The sequence below is a fragment of the Pseudomonas fragi genome, from assembly GCF_002269505.1.
Classification (GTDB): domain Bacteria; phylum Pseudomonadota; class Gammaproteobacteria; order Pseudomonadales; family Pseudomonadaceae; genus Aquipseudomonas; species Aquipseudomonas fragi_D.
The window spans coordinates 146,862-163,745 of the sequence record NZ_NQKQ01000010.1; the positions used below are offsets into that span (position 1 = coordinate 146,862).

Annotated in this window: 12 protein-coding genes; 7 read left to right on the forward strand and 5 right to left on the reverse strand. The window is 61.3% G+C overall.

Annotation, left to right across the window (positions count from 1 at the left end):
- Positions 1-9 precede the first annotated feature (9 nt).
- The 6 genes from CJU81_RS11495 to CJU81_RS11520 all read left to right on the forward strand — a co-directional run bounded on the left by CJU81_RS11495 (position 10) and on the right by CJU81_RS11520 (position 8,621).
- The gene (locus tag CJU81_RS11495; RefSeq protein ID WP_095036694.1) at positions 10-1,218 is read left to right on the forward strand and encodes an acetyl-CoA C-acyltransferase; all 1,209 of its coding nucleotides are present in this window, start codon (positions 10-12) and stop codon (positions 1,216-1,218) included.
- A 229-nt stretch (positions 1,219-1,447) separates the two neighbouring features.
- Entirely contained in the window at positions 1,448-3,544 is a 2,097-nt protein-coding gene (locus CJU81_RS11500; protein WP_095036695.1) for a putative bifunctional diguanylate cyclase/phosphodiesterase, read from the forward strand.
- A gap of 66 nt (positions 3,545-3,610) precedes the next feature.
- The gene (locus tag CJU81_RS11505; RefSeq protein ID WP_095028309.1) at positions 3,611-4,357 is read left to right on the forward strand and encodes an SDR family oxidoreductase; all 747 of its coding nucleotides are present in this window, start codon (positions 3,611-3,613) and stop codon (positions 4,355-4,357) included.
- 252 nt (positions 4,358-4,609) lie between these two features.
- The gene (locus CJU81_RS11510; RefSeq protein WP_095036727.1) at positions 4,610-5,110 is read left to right on the forward strand and encodes a sigma-70 family RNA polymerase sigma factor; all 501 of its coding nucleotides are present in this window, start codon (positions 4,610-4,612) and stop codon (positions 5,108-5,110) included.
- Entirely contained in the window at positions 5,107-6,084 is a 978-nt protein-coding gene (locus CJU81_RS11515; protein WP_095036696.1) for a FecR family protein, read from the forward strand. The genes CJU81_RS11510 and CJU81_RS11515 overlap by 4 nt, the downstream gene beginning before the upstream one ends.
- A gap of 101 nt (positions 6,085-6,185) precedes the next feature.
- Positions 6,186-8,621, forward strand: coding sequence for a TonB-dependent siderophore receptor (locus CJU81_RS11520; RefSeq protein WP_095036697.1), 2,436 nt, complete (start codon positions 6,186-6,188; stop codon positions 8,619-8,621).
- A 115-nt stretch (positions 8,622-8,736) separates the two neighbouring features.
- Here CJU81_RS11520 and CJU81_RS11525 read toward each other — a convergent pair whose 3' ends face one another.
- From CJU81_RS11525 to CJU81_RS11535, 3 genes are all read right to left on the reverse strand, one after another.
- Positions 8,737-9,981, reverse strand: coding sequence for a D-mannose isomerase (locus CJU81_RS11525; RefSeq protein WP_095036698.1), 1,245 nt, complete (start codon positions 9,979-9,981; stop codon positions 8,737-8,739).
- A gap of 92 nt (positions 9,982-10,073) precedes the next feature.
- A complete protein-coding gene (locus tag CJU81_RS11530; protein ID WP_095036699.1) occupies positions 10,074-10,937 on the reverse strand; it encodes a LysR family transcriptional regulator in 864 nt (287 codons plus the stop codon).
- 69 nt (positions 10,938-11,006) lie between these two features.
- Positions 11,007-13,481: a TonB-dependent siderophore receptor gene (locus CJU81_RS11535; RefSeq protein WP_095036700.1), complete on the reverse strand. Its 2,475-nt coding sequence runs from the start codon at positions 13,479-13,481 to the stop codon at positions 11,007-11,009.
- 244 nt (positions 13,482-13,725) lie between these two features.
- On the opposite strand from CJU81_RS11535, the gene CJU81_RS11540 reads away from it, so the two are divergent.
- Positions 13,726-14,592, forward strand: a complete 867-nt coding sequence (locus CJU81_RS11540) for a pirin family protein (RefSeq protein ID WP_095036701.1) — start codon at positions 13,726-13,728, stop codon at positions 14,590-14,592.
- A gap of 111 nt (positions 14,593-14,703) precedes the next feature.
- On the opposite strand, the gene CJU81_RS11545 is transcribed toward CJU81_RS11540, so the two are convergent.
- Both CJU81_RS11545 and CJU81_RS11550 read right to left on the reverse strand, forming a co-directional pair.
- A complete protein-coding gene (locus tag CJU81_RS11545; RefSeq protein ID WP_095036702.1) occupies positions 14,704-15,885 on the reverse strand; it encodes an acetyl-CoA C-acyltransferase family protein in 1,182 nt (393 codons plus the stop codon).
- A gap of 39 nt (positions 15,886-15,924) precedes the next feature.
- Entirely contained in the window at positions 15,925-16,845 is a 921-nt protein-coding gene (locus tag CJU81_RS11550) for a LysR family transcriptional regulator (protein WP_095036703.1), read from the reverse strand.
- Positions 16,846-16,884 lie beyond the last annotated feature (39 nt).

Consider the following 16,884-nt stretch of genomic DNA (forward strand, 5'->3'; position numbering starts at 1 on the left):
GCCTTGAACATGAATTTGAATGACGTTGTGATCGTATCCACCGCCCGCACGGCCCTGACCAAATCCTTCCGTGGCTCGTTCAACGATACCGAGGCGCCAGTGCTGGGCGGCCATGTGGTGCGTGCCGTCGTCGAGCGCGCAGGTATCGAGCCGGGTTCGGTGGAAGACGTGATCATGGGCGCCGCCGCCCAGCAGGGTACCCAGAGCTACAATATCGGGCGCCTGTGTGCGTACACCGGTGGCTTGCCCGATACCGTGCCGGGCATGGCGCTCGATCGCATGTGCGCCTCGGGCCTGATGAGTATCGGCGTGGCGGCCAACGGCATTATGACCGGCGAAATGAAGATTGCCGTGGCCGGTGGCGTGGAGTCGTTGTCGCTGACCCAGAACAAGTACAAGAACACCTACCGCGCCCAGTCCGAGGCCGTGCTTGAGTGCATGCCGACGGCGTATATCCCGATGCTTGAAACCGCCGAAATCGTCTCCCGGCGCTACAACATCAGCCGCGAAGTACAGGACCAGTATGCCCTGCAGAGCCAGCAGCGCACCGCCGCGGCCCAGGCTGAAGGCCTGTTTGCCGATGAGATCGTGCCATTGGCAGCGCGCAAGCTGTGCTTTGACAAGGAAGGCAAGCCCAGCGGCCATCAAGACGTGATCGCGGACCGTGACGAGTGCAATCGTCCCTCCACCACCCTCGAAGACCTGTCGAGCCTCAAGCCGGTGTGGAAAGACGGCAAGTGGATTGAACAGGGTGAGTTCATTACGGCAGGCAACGCCTCGCAGTTTTCCGATGGTGCCGCTGCGGTCTTGCTGATGAGCCGTGCCGAAGCCAGACAACGTGGAATCGAAGCCCTGGGCGTGTATCGCGGGATTGCCGTGAGCGGCTGTGCGCCGGAAGAAATGGGCATTGGTCCGGTGTATGCGATTCCAAAGTTGCTCAAGCGTTTTGGCCTGAGCGTTGCGGACATTGACCTGTGGGAAATCAACGAAGCGTTCGCCTGCCAGGTGGTGCATTGCCGTGACTTTCTGCAGATTCCCAATGACCGTCTGAACGTCAATGGCGGGGCGATTGCCATTGGTCACCCGTTTGGCATGTCAGGTGCGCGGATGGTGGGGCACAGTCTGCTCGAGGGGCGTCGCCGTGGTGCGCGGTATGTCGTGGTTGCCATGTGCATCGGTGGCGGGATGGGGGCGGCGGGGTTGTTTGAGCTGAGCTGAAGGCAGGGGGACAGTTTCTTTGTGGGAGCGGGCTTGCCCGCGATTCAGGCAATGCGGTCAGGCAGGCATACTGCGGCGCGGCCATCGCGGGCAAGCCCGGCTTCCACAGGGAGGGCAGGGGGGTGTAGGAATTAGTCGTGTGGATAGGTGCGTTCGGGCAGGGAAGCAGTACAATTGCGCTTTTTTACCGGGCATGGACGCTGTTCGGCATCTGTTCACGAGAAGGCCCATGGTTTCCGCTAGTTACTCCCCCGCGCTGGTTCTGATTTCCTTGTGTGTCGCCATTCTGGCTTCGTACACCGCCCTTGATCTGAGTGGTCGCATCGCCACGGCGCGAGGCCGGGCCGTGTACCTGTGGATCGCCGGCGGCGCACTGGCCATGGGTTTTGGCGTGTGGTCGATGCATTTTATCGGCATGCTCGCGCTGGAGTTGCCACTGGCGCTGGGCTACGACCTGGGGCTGACCCTGTGGTCATTGCTGGTGGCCATCCTGTCGTGCGGTTTTGCCTTGTGGCTGGTCAGTCAGCCGCGGTTGCCGGCCCTGCAATTGCTGTTCGGTGCCCTGATCATGGGCGCGGGCATCAGTGCCATGCACTACAGCGGTATGGCTGCGTTGCGCATGCAACCTGGCATCGATTACGACCCGGCGTTGTTTGGCCTGTCGCTGCTGATTGCGGTGGGCGCTTCGGCTGCCGCGTTGTCGATTGCCTTTCGATTGCGCCGGCAAACCCCCTATGTGCGGCTGATGCGCGGTGGCGCTGCGGTGATCATGGGCCTGGCAATTGTCGGCATGCATTACACCGGCATGGCCGCAGCCAATTTTCCCATCGGCAGTTTTTGCGGTGCGGCCATCGACGGCTTGAGCGGTAACGGCCTGGACAACCTGGTGCTGGTATCCAGCCTGGCGGTGCTGGTAATCGCCTTGCTGACCTCGATCTTTGATGCCCGTCTCGATGCCCGTACGGCGGCCCTGGCGGACTCCCTGACCCTGGCCAACGAAGAGCTGACCCAACTGGCCCTGCACGACACTTTGACCGGGCTGCCCAACCGCATCCTGCTGGCTGACCGCATCAGTCAGGCAATGAACAAGGTGGCGGAGCAGGGCGGCTGTTTCTCGCTGATGTTTATCGACCTGGATGGTTTCAAACCGGTCAACGATGCCTTTGGTCATCACCTGGGCGACCGTTTACTGCGCGAGGTGGCCTTGCGCTTGCGCGAGCAGTTGCGCAGCCAGGACACCCTGGCGCGGATTGGCGGCGACGAATTTGTGCTGCTGGTGCGCCTGCTGGAGCCGGATGACGCGCCGCAGGTAGCTGCACGTCAGGTGGGTCTGTTGTCCAGGGCGTTTCGGGTCGATGAGCATGAGCTGTTGATCTCTGCCAGTGTCGGTATCGCGCTGTACCCCGGCAACGGCCTGACCGCCGAAGAATTGCTGATGAACGCCGACGCGGCGATGTATCACGCCAAGGGCGCGGGCAAAAACGGCTACAGCTTTTTCGACGCCTCGATGAACACCAATGCCCGTAAGCAATTGCAACTGCTGCAGGACTTGCGCCAGGCCCTGGAACTGCAGCAGTTTCGCCTGCACTACCAGCCCAAGTTCGATGCCAGCAACAGCCAGCCGGTGGGGGCCGAAGCGCTGTTGCGCTGGGAACATCCGCAGCAGGGGTTACTGCTGCCGGAAGAGTTTATCGACCTGGCGGAAAAAACCGGCCTGATCATCCCCATTGGCGAGTGGGTGCTCAATGAAGCGTGCCGCCAGATGCGCATCTGGTTTGATCAGGGCTATAGCCACTGGCGTATTGCAGTCAATCTGTCGGCGTTGCAGTTCTGTTATTCCGGGCTGGTCGACAGCGTGGTCGCGGCGCTGGAGCGCCACTGCCTGCCCGCCAACAGCCTGACTCTGGAAATCACCGAAACCACCGCCATGAGCGATGCCGATGCGAGCATGGTGGTGTTGCAGCGCTTATCGCAAATGGGTGTGGACCTGTCCATCGACGACTTTGGTACTGGTTACTCCAGCCTGATGTACCTCAAGCGCCTGCCGGCCAATGAACTGAAGATCGACCGCGGCTTTGTGCGCGACCTGGAGCATGACAGCGACGATGCGGCGATTGTCTCGGCCATTGTCGCGCTGGGCCAGGCCCTGGGTTTACGCATCGTTGCCGAAGGGGTGGAGACCGATACCCAGCAAAGCTTTCTGACCTCCCTTGGCTGTGACGCTCTGCAGGGTTTTCTGCTGGGCGAGCCCTTGCCGGCGGAACAGTTTATGGCCGATATCCACAGCGCCACACCCGTCGGGCCGGTCAACAAGACGGCGACCTGACAAAACCAGGCCTTCGCGGTTATTCTGACGGCCTGATCTGGATTGGTGTAAGGGGAACACGTATTTATGGATAAAGTCATCGTGATCACCGGCGGCAGCCGCGGCATAGGCGCTGCAACGGCCTTGCTGGCTGCCAGGCAGGGTTATCGGATCTGCATCAACTACCTGACCGATGATGCGGCGGCCCATGAGGTACTGGCGCAGGTTCGTGCCCTTGGCGCCAAGGCCATTGCCGTACGTGCCGATGTCAGCGACGAAGATGAAATCATTCGTCTGTTTCTCGAAGTCGACGAGCAGTTGGGGCCTGTCACCGCACTGGTCAACAACGCCGGCACCGTGGGGCTGAAATCGCGGGTCGACGAGTTGACCGACCTGCGCATCATGCACACCCTGAAAACCAACGTGCTGGGGCCCATCCTGTGCGCCAAGCATGCCGTGCTGCGCATGTCGCCACGCTACGGCGGGCAGGGCGGCAATATCGTCAACGTGTCGTCGGTGGCGGCCCGCCTGGGCTCGCCCGGCGAGTATGTCGATTACGCCGCCTCCAAGGGCGCGCTGGACACCTTCACCCTGGGCTTGTCCAAGGAGCTGGCGGGCGAAGGGATCCGGGTCAACGCGGTGCGTCCGGGCTATATCTTCACCGATTTTCACGCCCTGAGTGGCGACCCGGGCCGGGTCAGCAAGCTTGAACCGATTATCCCGATGGGCCGTGGCGGGCGTCCCGAAGAAGTGGCCGAAGCCATTGTGTGGCTGCTGTCGGACAAGGCGTCGTATACCACCGGCACCTTTCTCGACCTGGGCGGCGGTCGCTGATTTCGCACAATCTTTGTAGTCGCTGAGGAGCGAAGCTAGGCTGCGATCGGCTGCCTCGGTGTAACAGATTCATTGAGGCGTCAGGGTTTGCGATCGCTGCGCGACCGATCGCAGCCTCGCTTCGCTCCGCAGCGACTACAGGTATTTATGGCAGGTTTTTACGGCGCGTATTTACGGCTTGCCATTTCGCGTCACTCGACGATAATGCGACTTATTGCTATTTAAGTATGGTTATCTATCGTGTCGAGCCCTGTGGATCCCAAGAGCCTGCTGGCCAGCCTTTATCATGACAATCACGCATGGTTGCGTGGCTGGCTGTCGCGACAGGTGCGTTGCCCGCAGGATGCGGCAGACCTGACCCAGGACACATTTTTGCGTGCGTGGGATGCCCGCCAGCTTGAACGTATCCAGGAACCACGGGCTTACCTGAGTACCGTGGCCCGGCGCTTGCTGTGTTCACTGTGGCGGCGGCGCAAGCTGGAGCAATCCTATCTCGACCAGTTGGCCAGTCTGCCACTGGCCTTTGCGCCGTCCGCCGAAGACATGGCCCTGGTTCGCGAAGCCATCGAAGCCATTGACCGTGCACTGGAAGGCTTGCCTTCGCGGGTCAAGCGGGCTTTTTTGCTCAATCGCCTTGAGGGCATGCCCCAGCAGGCCATTGCCGGGCTGTTGGGCGTCTCGCTGGCGACCGTTGAGCGCGACCTGCGCCGCGCCTTTGTTCATTGCCTGTCGCAGACGGTGGAGTGCCAATGAGTACAGCCAAGGTTGATCCGATCACCCGTGCCGCCATTGACTGGATGCTGCGCCTTGAGTCCGGCCAGGCTTGTCCGTCAGAGCGACAGGTGTTCAAGGCCTGGTTGGCCGAGAACCCCGCGCATCTGGCCGCGTGGCAGCGCGTTGCCGGGGTGCTGCAAGCCCCGATGGCCGATTTGCAATCGGTTGAGCGGCGCAGTCCGGGGCAGTTGCAGGCTGCGCGTCGGGCGCTGCTGGCCAGTGCATCGCCTTCGGGTAAAAAGGCCTTGCAGGGTGGTCTGTTGCTGTTGTTGCTCGGCCTCGGTGCTGCTGGAATGGTAGACCGGGTTACACCCCTGGCGGGTTTGACGGCCGATTACCAGACGGCCACCGGCGAGCGCAAAACCATCGAACTTGCAGACGGCAGCCTGCTGACGCTAAATGCGCGCAGCGCCGTCGATGTCGAGTTCAGCAGCGGCCAGCGGCGCGTGCGTTTGCGCGCAGGCGAGCTGCAGGTGGATGTAGCCGCCGATGCCCGGCGTCCGTTCGTGGTCGCCACGGCGCAGGGCCAGGTGCAGGCCCTGGGTACGCGCTTCATGGTGCGCCAGGGGACTGACGAAAGCCTGGCCAGTGTGCAGCAGCACAGCGTGCAACTGGACACCCTGGGCGGCCTGCAACGGCGCATCGAAACCGGGCAGGCGGTGTCGTTCACCGCGACCCAGATAGACCCGCAAACCCCGACATCCCGCAGCCAGACCGACTGGCTGGCAGGGCGGGTGGAGCTGCATGACGAACCGTTGTCGGCTCTGATTGAGGCACTGCGGCCGTATCAGACCGGCATGCTGCGCATCAGTCCCGAAGCTGCTCGGGTTCGGGTGTTCGGGGTTTTCCCGCTGGGCAACACCCCGCAGACCTTGAGTGCGCTGGCGCAAACCCTGCCGATCAAAGTCACCCGCTATGGGCCGTGGCTGACCCTGATTGATGTACGCGGGTAAAAAACTACCGAATGCGAATTAATTGCAAATAGCGTGAGGGGAAACCTTTGCTCGTTGGTCAAGGTTACAACTGCCTACCTTGCAACGAGAAAGGACGCCCCATGCCGTACGCCCATCCCAAAACCTGCCTGCTGGCGCTGGCCATCACCCTGAGTATTGCTGGCTACGCGCCAAGTGCGATGGCCGAGGCCATGCCCGGCGAGCAAACTGCCGTGCGCTTTTTTGACCTGCCTGCCGCGCCCCTGGGCGTGACCTTGAGCCGCATCGCCCGCGACAGCAACCTGACCCTGTCAGTGGCGCCCGCGTTGCTGCAGGGCAAGACGTCGGCAGCGGTGAATGGCATGTACACCCCGCAACAGGCGGCCGAGCATGCCCTGGCAGGCAGCGGTCTGGGCCTGAGCGTGACTGACAGCGGCGCCCTCAGTGTTTACCCGCAGGCCGGGGCGGGGGCATTGAATCTGGGCGCGACCAACGTATCGGCACGTCTGGGGGAGGATGGTCGTGGCCACGTCGACGGCTTTGTCGCCACCCGTTCGGCGACAGCCACCAAAACCGATACGCCGATTCTGGAAGTTCCGCAAACCATCAACGTGGTCACCGCCGACCAGGTTGAGGTGCAAGGTGCCCGCGACCTGACCCAGGCGCTGCGCTACACCCCGGGGCTGAGCACCAACGGCTACACCGACCGCAACACCATTGCCGACGAAATCACCAGTCGCGGTTTTGCCCCGACCCTGCTCTACCTTGATGGCGCCTATCTGCCTTCGGCCGGTAGCCTGGGTGGCACCCCGCAAATAGACCCCTATACCCTGGAGCGCATCGAAGTGCTCAAAGGGCCGTCTTCGGTGCTTTACGGGCAAAACCAGCCGGGAGGCATGATCAATATGGTGTCCAAGCGCCCGAGCACCGAGGCCAGACATCAAATCAAGGTCGGCACCGGCAGCTTTGACCGTTACAACCTCGCCTTTGATACCACCGGCCCGCTGGACGATGCCAAAACCCTGAGCTACCGGCTGACAGGTGTCGCCAATACCGGCAGCGAACAAGTGGACTACACCGAAGACTCGCGCATGCTGCTGGCGCCAAGCTTTACCTGGGCCCCTGATGACAGCACCGAACTGACGGTGTACGCGCAATTGCAACGCGATGATGCCCTGGCCGACTATCAGGCCTTGCCCGCGGTGGGCAGCCTGTACCGCAACTCCCAGGGCAACAAGATTGATCGCGACACGTTTTTGGGCGACTCGAAATGGAACGACTACAAGCGCGACCAGTATGTGCTCGGCTATCAGTTTTCCCATGCCTTCAACGAGATCATGACTTATCGTCAGAGCCTGAGCTACATCGACGTCAATGACCGCTACAAGGGTTTCTACCTCAACCGTTTCGTCACTGCTCCGGACGGTGCCACCGACACCCATGCCAGCCGCACCAAGCTCGACTGGCGCCAGCAAAACAGTTCGTACACATTCGACAACCACCTGCAAAGCGACTTCACTACCGGGCCAGTGCAGCACACCCTGCTGGTGGGGCTGGACTACCGTGATTTCACCCGCAAGTACCAGGGCTACAACCTGTCCGGCAGCGAGGTGATTGACCTCTACAATCCCACCCACTACCGCACCGCGGGAGTGCCGACCCTGACCACAAAATGGGATAACAGGGTCAGGCAGACCGGTGTGTATGTGCAGGACCAGATCAAGCTGGACAACTTTATCCTGACCATTGGCGGTCGCCAGGATTGGGCCAAGGTCGACAACAATGACTTGCTGGCCAACTCCCACGAGATACAGAACGACAACAAGTTCACCGGGCGTGTGGGCCTGACCTACGTCACCTCGTTTGGCCTGGCGCCGTACATCAGCTACACCGAATCGTTCCTGCCGTCAGTGGGCACATCGGCGCCGGACCGTGGCGGCAAGGCATTCGAACCGATGACGGGCAAGCAATATGAAGTGGGGGTCAAATACCAACCCAATGACAGCACGTTGCTCACCGCCTCGGTGTTCGAGATCACCCAGCAAAACGTCCTGACCGGTGACCTGGAGTATCTGGAATATCAGGTTCAGGCAGGTGAGGTCAGGTCGCGGGGCATTGAAGTTGAAGGTAAGAGCAGCTTCAACAACATCGACCTGATCGCGTCGGTGTCATATCTGGACGTGTTCTACACCAAGTCCAACTACGGCAATGAAGGCAACCGCAGTGAGGCTCAATCACCGTGGGCGGCGAGTATCTGGGCAGACTACCACTTCACCGGGCAGGCCCTGGCGGGCGTGACGCTGGGCGGCGGTGCACGTTACACCGGGAAAAACTACGGCGACTCGGCCAACACCTTCAAGACCCCGTCGTTTGTGGTCTATGACGCGACGCTCAGCTATGACCTGGCAGCACTGGACCCGAGTCTCAAAGGGGTCAGCACCCGCCTCAACGTGCAAAACCTGTTCGATCGCGAGTACGTATCGTCATGCAACTACAGCTTTGGCTGTTACTACGGCCAGCAGCGCACGGCGGCGCTGGAGGTCAAGTACGATTGGTGATGTGCCTGATACAGCGGATCGCCCGAATCGCGAACAAGCCCGCTCCCACAAGGGCGGCGCAATTGCTGTGGGAGCCGGGCTTGCCCGCGATGGCCTCGCCCCGGTATGCCAGCTTTCAGCGCCGCAGCTTGAGCGCGCTGGCCAGGCTGATGGCAAGCGGTAAGCGGGGCAGCAGCGTGGCCTGGTAAGCATGGTAAAGGTCCGGCTTGCCGGGCCAGATATTTTGCGAGGGCAGGTTGTCGACCCCCAGTTCGTGATGCCAGCTGCCGTTCTGGCGGTCGATCATGTACAGGTCGATATAGTCCCAGAACTGTTGATACCAGACTTCGTATTCGTGCTCGCCGCTGCGTTGCAACAACGCCGCGGCGGCTGCCGAAGCTTCGGCCAGGGTCCAGTGCAGGCGTTCACGCACCAGTGGCTGGTGGTTCCAGTCCACGGTGTAGACGATTCCGCAGTCACCATCGACGTTCCAGCCGTACTGGCAGGCGCTGGCAAATAACCGCCGCGCGTCTTCCAGCAGCCATTCGGGCGCTGCCAGGCCGCGTTGCTTGCGGGCAGCTTCCAGGTGCAACAACAGCCGCGCCCACTCGAAGGCGTGCCCAGGCGTCTTGCCGAACGGGCGAAAGCCGTCTGCCGGGTTGTCACGGTTGTAATCGGGCAATGGCTGCCACTGGCTGTCGAAATGCTCCACGGGCAGGTAGCCGGACTGCGCTGCATGCTGGTGAATGAGCTTTTGGGCAATCGACAGGGCGCGGTCGAGCCACACATCTTCATCGAGTACGTCGGCCAGGGCCAGAAAGGCCTCGACGCCGTGCATGTTGCTGTTGGCTCCGCGATACGCCTCGCAGTCACTCCAGTCGCGGGCAAAGCTTTCCAGCAGGGTGCCTTCCAGCCCGGACCAGAAATGACCTTCAAGAATCGCCACCGCATCGCCCAGCAATTCGGCAGAACCGCCGCGCCCGGCAACTGCAGCCGAACTCGCGGCCAGGGCCACAAAAGCGTGCAGGTAGGCGTCTTTGCGGGTATTGCCGTCAAGGGCGCCGGGGCTGGCAAACCAGCCACCATGTTCGGCATCACGCAGCGGCCCGGCCAGTGCGGCCAGGCCGTGGTCGATCAGCGGCGCGCAGCCGGGCAGGCCTTGAATATGGGCCAGGGCAAAACTGTGCACCATGCGCGCCGTGGTGATGGTGTCAGCCGGGGCGTTGTCCGGGCGGCGGCCAAACCGGTCGAGCGCGGCGAAGCCGGATGGCACGCGGGCGGCCTTGGCGAAATCCACCAGCGTCTGGCCCTGATCGCGCAGCCACTGTTGATGGGTAGGCGATGTCAGCCAGCTTTCGTTGGCCCGGGTAAGGTCGGTCATGTGCCACCTGTGTTGTTTTTATGGGTGATTCAACGCTCGCAGACTAAGGGATCGGGCACAAAGCTGAAAGCTTTCATCGGGGGCCAACCGACTTATATTTCTGGCTCCCGGGGCTGCGACCAGTCGCTGTCCTGCCTGACGATTTCGCGCAGCAACGCGATGCCTTGTTGCAAGGCTGCGCAGTCACGTTCGCGGGAGTACACCAGGTAGGTGGGGTAGCTGAATTCCGGGGCCTTGGGCACCCGTTCCAGGGCGCCGCTGTCCAGGTAACTCTTGACCACGCGGGTGCGGAAATAGCCGCTGCCACCGTTGTCCAGGATGTAATGCAAGGCCACCGGGCCCAGGTTGAAGCTGATGGCAGCCCGTGCCTTGTCGGGCAGGGCGGCGTCATGCTGGCGGCGAAAGCCCTCACCCCATTCGACGTAGACATAAGGTTCGGGCTGTTCGGGGCGGCGGATCTGGATCAGTTTTTCTTCGAGCAACTGTTCCACCTGCACACCCGGCCAGTAGGCGGGCTGATAGACCAGCGCGGCATCCATCAGGCCCATCTCGACCTGGCGCAGCAACTGTTCGGCATCACTGATCTGGATGCGCAGGGCATGGCTGGTGAGGTGCTGGCGCAGGGCTTTGGCCCAGTTGAGGATCAGCGGGTTGCACAGGCTGACTTCGCCGCCTATATGCAGCAACTGATGCAAACCTTCGGGGCGTGGCAAGTCGCGGCGGGCGGCTTCCCAGGTTTGCAGCAATTGGTTGGCGTACACCACAAAGGCTTCGCCTTCGGGGGTGAGTCTGGCGCCGGCGCGGTTGCGGATGAACAGCGTGACGCCAAGCAGGCTTTCGAGTTTGTGCACCCGGGCGGTCACGGCTGTCTGGGTGACGTGCAGCTTCTCGGCTGCACTCACAAAGCTGCCGTAGCGGACGATTTCAAGGAAGGTGCGGGCCAGGTCGAGGTCCATAAACGCGCCAGTGTGCAAGGGGCGTTCAGTGTACCCCCAAACCTGTGTGGGAGCCCGCTATCCAATGGGTCAGAAGCTGTACTTTGAGGTCAGCATCAGGCTGCGTGGCTCACCGTAGTACGTGGTGTTGAAGTTGCCCAGGCCCGACAGGTACTTTTTGTCGAACACGTTGTTGGCGTTGAGGTTGAAGGTCAGGTGTTCGTTGTACTCATAGCGGGTCATCAAGTTAACCAGAGCGTAGCTGTGCTGCTCGATGATGTCGTAGTCGCCCTTGGCATCGTTGTAGATCTTGCCGTAGAACGGGCTCTGCCAGTTCACGCCACCGCCCACGGTGACCTTGTTCAGCACCCCCGGCAGGCGGTAAGTGGTGAACACCCGCGCCACATCTTCGGGCTTGGTGGTTTCCAGCGGGTAGCCGTACACCCGTTCGCCATCGTCGGCGCGGGTACGGGCGTAGGTGTAGCCGGCCATCAGGTTCCAGTCCGGCATCAGCTCACCGGCCAGCTCCAGCTCGATGCCGTTGGTGGTGGCACCATCCAGGGATTCAAAGATGCCCAGGTTGGTCTCTGCGTTGGTGCCAATCTGGATGGGTACGTTTTTCTGTTCGGTGCGAAACACCGCTGCACTGGCATTTAGACGGCCGCCAAAGTATTCAGCCTTTACCCCGAGTTCGTAGCTGTTGCCTTCGGTGGGCGCCAGCGTGGTGCCCGAGCTGCTGCGCTCGATAAGGGGTTTGTAGATCGAGGTGTAACTGCCGTAGACCGAGTAGGTATCGTTGATGTCATACACCACCCCGGCGTAGGGCGTGACCTTGCCGTGTTGCTTGGACGTGGTCTTGTTGTCCTGGAACGAGCTGGATTGCTGGTAGTAGGTGTAGGTGCTGTTGTACTGGAAGTCGCTCAGGCGACTGCCGAGGATGATCGACCAGTCATCTGCCGGCTTGAAGCGTGCAGCGATATAGGCGCTGTTTTGGTTCTGGTTGGTTTCGTACTTGCCGTTTTTCGGGAAGTCCGGCTGCGGGTATTTACCGTTCCAGTCGAAAATGCTGCCCGGGACCAGGCTGAACTGGGTGCCGTCAAAGGTGGCACCGGTCTGGCGCGACGATTGTGACGTGGCGCCCACCACCAGCTCATGTTCTCGGCCGAACAGGCTGAAGGGGCCGCTGGCATTGATGTCGAAGGTGTTTTGTACGCGATGGCCTTCCCACTTGCCCCAGTAGAAGAACATACCGTCACCCGTAACCGGGTCAGGCTGACCGCCGCTGGCCGAGGCGAGCAGGGTGTCGTGGTCGTTGGTCTGCTGGGTGAGGGTGCCTTTGACCTTCCAGTCATTGGCAAAGCGGTGTTCCAGGGAGGCGAAGGTGGACTGGATCTGCACGTCACGCCGGCTCCAGTCGGTGGCCGGGTTGAACGAACGGCTGAAGTCGGTCTTGGTGTAGTTCGAATAGTAGTAGGGGTTGCCGGTCCAGGACGCGCCGCGCGGCTTGATGTTCTGGTAGTCCATGCCGAACGTAAACAGGGTGTCGGGGGTGAGGTCTGCCTGGATAATGCCGTAGAACACGTCGTTTTTCTTCGAGGCGTGATCGCGATACGAGTCGGCATCCTGATACACCGCCACCAGGCGCCCGCGCACGCTGCCGTCTTCATTCAACGGCCCGGAAATATCGCCTTCGGTGCGGTAGTTGTCCCACGAACCCGCGCTGGCGGTTACCGAGGCCTTAAAGTCGCGGGTCGGCTTTTTGCGGATCAGGTTAACCGTGGCCGAGGGCTCGCCGGAGCCCGAGAGCAGGCCGGTGGCACCCTTGACGATATCGACCCGGTCATAGAGGGCCATGTCGACCTTGGTCGCGCCCTCATCGAACACTCCGTCATACAGGGTATTGACACCGTCGTACTGGAAGTTGGTGATGGCATAGCCGCGGGCCGAGTATTCCATGCGCTCGCTGTCGTAGGCCTGGGTGGACACCCCAGGTGCATTGCGCAGCACATCGCCAATGCTCTGCGCGGCCTGATCGTCCATCAGTTGGCGGGTCACTACGGTGACGGTCTGCGGAGTTTCGCGAATCGACAGGGGCAGTTTGGTCGAGCTGTTGCTGGCGCCAGTGGTATAGGAATGGGTGTCTTCGGTGGTTAGCAAGTCGCCCTGGCCCTGGCCTGTCACGGTGGTTGCGCCCAGCTCCAGGCCCTTGCCTTGCGGGGCGCTCAGGATCACCGTGTCACCGCTAAGCTGATACGAAATGCCGCTGCCTTGCAGCAGGGACTCCAGTGCTTTGACCGGCTCCAGTGAACCGCTCACTGAACGCGACTTGATGCCTTGCACCTGATCCGGGCTGTAGAGGATTTGCAGGTTGGCTTGCTTGCCCAGTTCATTTAGCGCGCTGGCCAGGGCTTGCGACGGAATGTTCAAGGCCACCGGCGCCGCCTGGGCAAACGATGTGCCCAGTAAAACCGAGGCCACAAAGGCGCTGGACAACAAGGTGTGGCGTACGGTACGGCGCTGGGTAGCGATCGAAAGAGGGGTCCGGCTCAAGTTGGGTCGTTGCATCGCGTGCCTAGGCTCCGAGTAGGAAAAGTCTTTTTTGTTAATGGGAATAGTTATTAGACGCAGCGCGATTGAGAAACCAGAAACAAGTTTCTGAAATAGTTGGTTTAAGTTTTTGACGGGGCCTGATCTGCTTGGGGTGTGAGGTTATTGTTCTGTTGGTGGAACGATCAGTACTGGAATAGCTATCTAGTATTACGGGTAGATCGAATCTATGCTGGGTTCCATGATTTACAGGAGGTGCAACATGAAAAAAATTCTGGGTGTTTACACAGCTCCCCGTCCCCATTGGGTCGGCGATGGCTTTCCGGTTCGCACGTTGTTTTCCTATGACAGCATGGGCAAACACATCAGCCCGTTCCTGCTGCTGGACTACGCCGGGCCAGCCGAGTTCTCTCCGACCACAGAGCGTCGTGGCGTAGGGCAGCACCCGCACCGTGGTTTTGAAACCGTGACCATCGTCTATAAAGGCGAAGTTGAGCACCGTGACTCCACCGGCAATGGCGGGGTGATCGGGCCGGGTGATGTGCAGTGGATGACCGCGGCGTCGGGGATCCTCCATGAGGAGTTCCACTCCGAGGCGTTTGCCCGCAGTGGTGGTCCGCTGGAAATGGTGCAGCTATGGGTCAACTTGCCTGCAAAGGACAAAATGGCCGCGCCGGGTTATCAGGGCATTGTCGACAGGGATATCCCTGACCTGGCGCTCAAGGACGATGCCGGCCGGTTGCGCCTGATTGCCGGTGAATTCGACGGCCAGCGCGGCCCGGCGCGCACCTTTACCGACATCGACGTGTGGGATATCCGTCTGCACGCAGGCAAGTCGGCCACCTTCGATCTGCATCAAGGGCGCAACACGGCGCTGGTGGTGTTGCACGGTGCGGTGACGGTCAATGACCAGGACGTTGTACGTGAAGGCCAGCTGGCGCTGTTCGAGCGTGAGGGTTCGCAGATCCGCCTGCAGGCCACCGACGATGCGGTGCTGCTTATCTTGAGCGGTGAACCGATCGATGAGCCCATCGTCGGGCATGGCCCGTTTGTGATGAACACCGATGCCGAGATCCATCAGGCGTTTGTGGACTTCCAGTCGGGCAAGTTCGGCCGCATGCCGGCGTAACGACGCCGTCTGTGGGAGCCGGGCTTGCCCGCGATGGCCTCGCCGCGGTTTGCCTGCCTGACCGCGGCGCCTCAATCGCGAGCAAGCCCGCTCCCACCAGCGAGTGCATTATCAAACCCGCTCGAAGATCACCGCTATGCCCTGGCCACCGCCAATGCACATGGTTGCCAGGGCGTAGCGCCCTTTGATCCGGTGCAGCTCATGGATGGCCTTGGTTGCGATGATTGCGCCCGTTGCGCCCACCGGGTGGCCCAAGGCGATGCCCGAACCGTTGGGGTTGACCCTGGCCGGGTCCATGTCCAGTTCCTGCATCACGGCACACGCCTGGGCGGCGAAGGCAATGTTGGCTTCGATCACGTCCATGTCGCCGATCTTCAATCCTGCCCGCTTCAACGCCAGCCGCGTCGCCGGTATCGGCCCCAAACCCATCAACTCTGGCTCTACCCCCGCATGGGCGTAGGCCACCAACCGCGCCATCGGCGCAAGATTGCCCGCCTGTACCGCCGCACCAGTGGCCAGCAGCAGCGCCGCTGCGCCATCATTGAGCCCCGATGCATTGCCCGCGGTCACGCTGCCGTCTTTCTTGAAGGCCGGTTTCATCTGCGCCAGTTGCTCCAGGGTGGTGGCACGCGGGTGCTCATCTTGCTGGAACAACACACTGCCTTTGCGACTGCGCACTTCGACTGCGCCGATCTGGCTGTCGAAGTAGCCCCCTGCGATGGCCCGGGCGGCACGCTGCTGGTCTTCAAACGCCAGTGCATCCTGGGTCTGGCGGCTGATGTTGTTGCGCTGCGCAATGTTCTCGGCGGTGATGCCCATATGTATGCCGTGGAACGGGTCGTGCAAGATACCCAGCATGTAGTCGAGCATCGGCGTATCACCCATGCGTGCGCCCCAGCGGGCGGCGGGCATCAGGTACGGGCCGCGGCTCATGGCTTCGGCCCCGGCACCAATGGCGAACTCGGCGTCGCCGAGCATCAGGGTATGGGCCGCTGAAATGATCGCCTGCAAACCGGAGCCGCACAGGCGGTTGACGTTGTAGGCCGGAGTTTCCTTGGGGATCCCGGCATTGATCGCGGCGACACGCGCCAGGTAGGCATCCTGGGGTTCGGTCGGGATCACATTGCCCATCACCACATGGCCGATGCGCTGCGGGTCGACCTGGCTGCTGTGCAGTGCGGCTTTTACCGCGGTGCTGGCCAGCTCGGCCAGGGGCACGTCCTTGAGTGCACCACCAAAGGTACCGATGGCCGTGCGCCGGGCGCCGAGGATAAAAATTTCAGGAGTGTGCATGGCGGGTCCTTGTTGTTTTATTGGGCCAAATGCGCGGGATTATTTCACCGTCTGTGGCGCTCGGGAGTCGTCCGTTTGAGGGGCGAAGGTATCGACCTGGGCGTCCAGCAGGGTCATAAAGGCATGGGCCGCATTGGACAAGGTGCGTTCGGTATGCAGGATATACCCCAGCTGGCGGGTCAGCTGGATACCGGGCAGTGCAATCGATGCCACTTGCTCATCCAGCATGGTGCGTGGCAACACGCTCCAGGCCAGGCCGATGGACACCATCATCTTGATGGTTTCCAGATAGTTGGTGCTCATGGCGATGTTGGGCGTCAGGCCCTGGGCTTCAAACAGGCGATGGACAATATGGTGGGTAAAGGTATTGCCACCGGGGAACACGGCCGGATGGCGCGCAATATCGGCCATGCTCACGGCCTTTTGCCGGGTCAGGCTGTGCTCCGGGGCCACCACGAAATCCAGCGGGTCATCCCATACAGGTACCGCGCGAATCAGCGAATGGGGTTCCGGCGCAAGGGTGATCACTGCCAGTTCGGCACGCCCATGCAGAATTTCGTCGTAGGCCACTTCTGAATCGAGAAACTGGATATCCAGCGCCACCTTGGGGTAAGTGCGAGTGAATTCGCGCAGTAAAGGCGGCAGGCGGTGCAGGCCGATGTGATGGCTGGTGGCCAGAGTCAGGCGCCCGCTGACTTCGCCATTGAGGTTGTTGAGTGCCCGGCGCGTGTCATCCAGCACGTTGAGAATCTGATAGGCCCGTGGCAGTAATGCCCGTCCCGCCTCGGTCAGGCTGACCTCGCGGCCCAGTCGGTCGAACAGCCTGAGCTTGAGTTGCTGCTCGATACTGGCGATGCGTTTGCTGATGGCGGGCTGGGTCAGGAACAACCGTTCGGCCGCCCCGGAAAAGCTGCCGGTTTCAGCAATGGCAATAAATGCATTGAGATTCGCGAGATCCATCTATTCGAATTCCTATTGGTTATCCAAAGCATGAAAATT

Coding starts and splice junctions, on each gene's coding strand:
- CJU81_RS11495 (WP_095036694.1), top strand. CDS start 10: ATGAATTTGAATGACGTTGTGATCGTATCCACCGCCCGCACGGCCCTG.
- CJU81_RS11500 (WP_095036695.1), top strand. CDS start 1,448: ATGGTTTCCGCTAGTTACTCCCCCGCGCTGGTTCTGATTTCCTTGTGT.
- CJU81_RS11505 (WP_095028309.1), top strand. CDS start 3,611: ATGGATAAAGTCATCGTGATCACCGGCGGCAGCCGCGGCATAGGCGCT.
- CJU81_RS11515 (WP_095036696.1), top strand. CDS start 5,107: ATGAGTACAGCCAAGGTTGATCCGATCACCCGTGCCGCCATTGACTGG.
- CJU81_RS11520 (WP_095036697.1), top strand. CDS start 6,186: ATGCCGTACGCCCATCCCAAAACCTGCCTGCTGGCGCTGGCCATCACC.
- CJU81_RS11525 (WP_095036698.1), bottom strand. CDS start 9,981: ATGACCGACCTTACCCGGGCCAACGAAAGCTGGCTGACATCGCCTACC.
- CJU81_RS11530 (WP_095036699.1), bottom strand. CDS start 10,937: ATGGACCTCGACCTGGCCCGCACCTTCCTTGAAATCGTCCGCTACGGC.
- CJU81_RS11535 (WP_095036700.1), bottom strand. CDS start 13,481: ATGCAACGACCCAACTTGAGCCGGACCCCTCTTTCGATCGCTACCCAG.
- CJU81_RS11540 (WP_095036701.1), top strand. CDS start 13,726: ATGAAAAAAATTCTGGGTGTTTACACAGCTCCCCGTCCCCATTGGGTC.
- CJU81_RS11545 (WP_095036702.1), bottom strand. CDS start 15,885: ATGCACACTCCTGAAATTTTTATCCTCGGCGCCCGGCGCACGGCCATC.
- CJU81_RS11550 (WP_095036703.1), bottom strand. CDS start 16,845: ATGGATCTCGCGAATCTCAATGCATTTATTGCCATTGCTGAAACCGGC.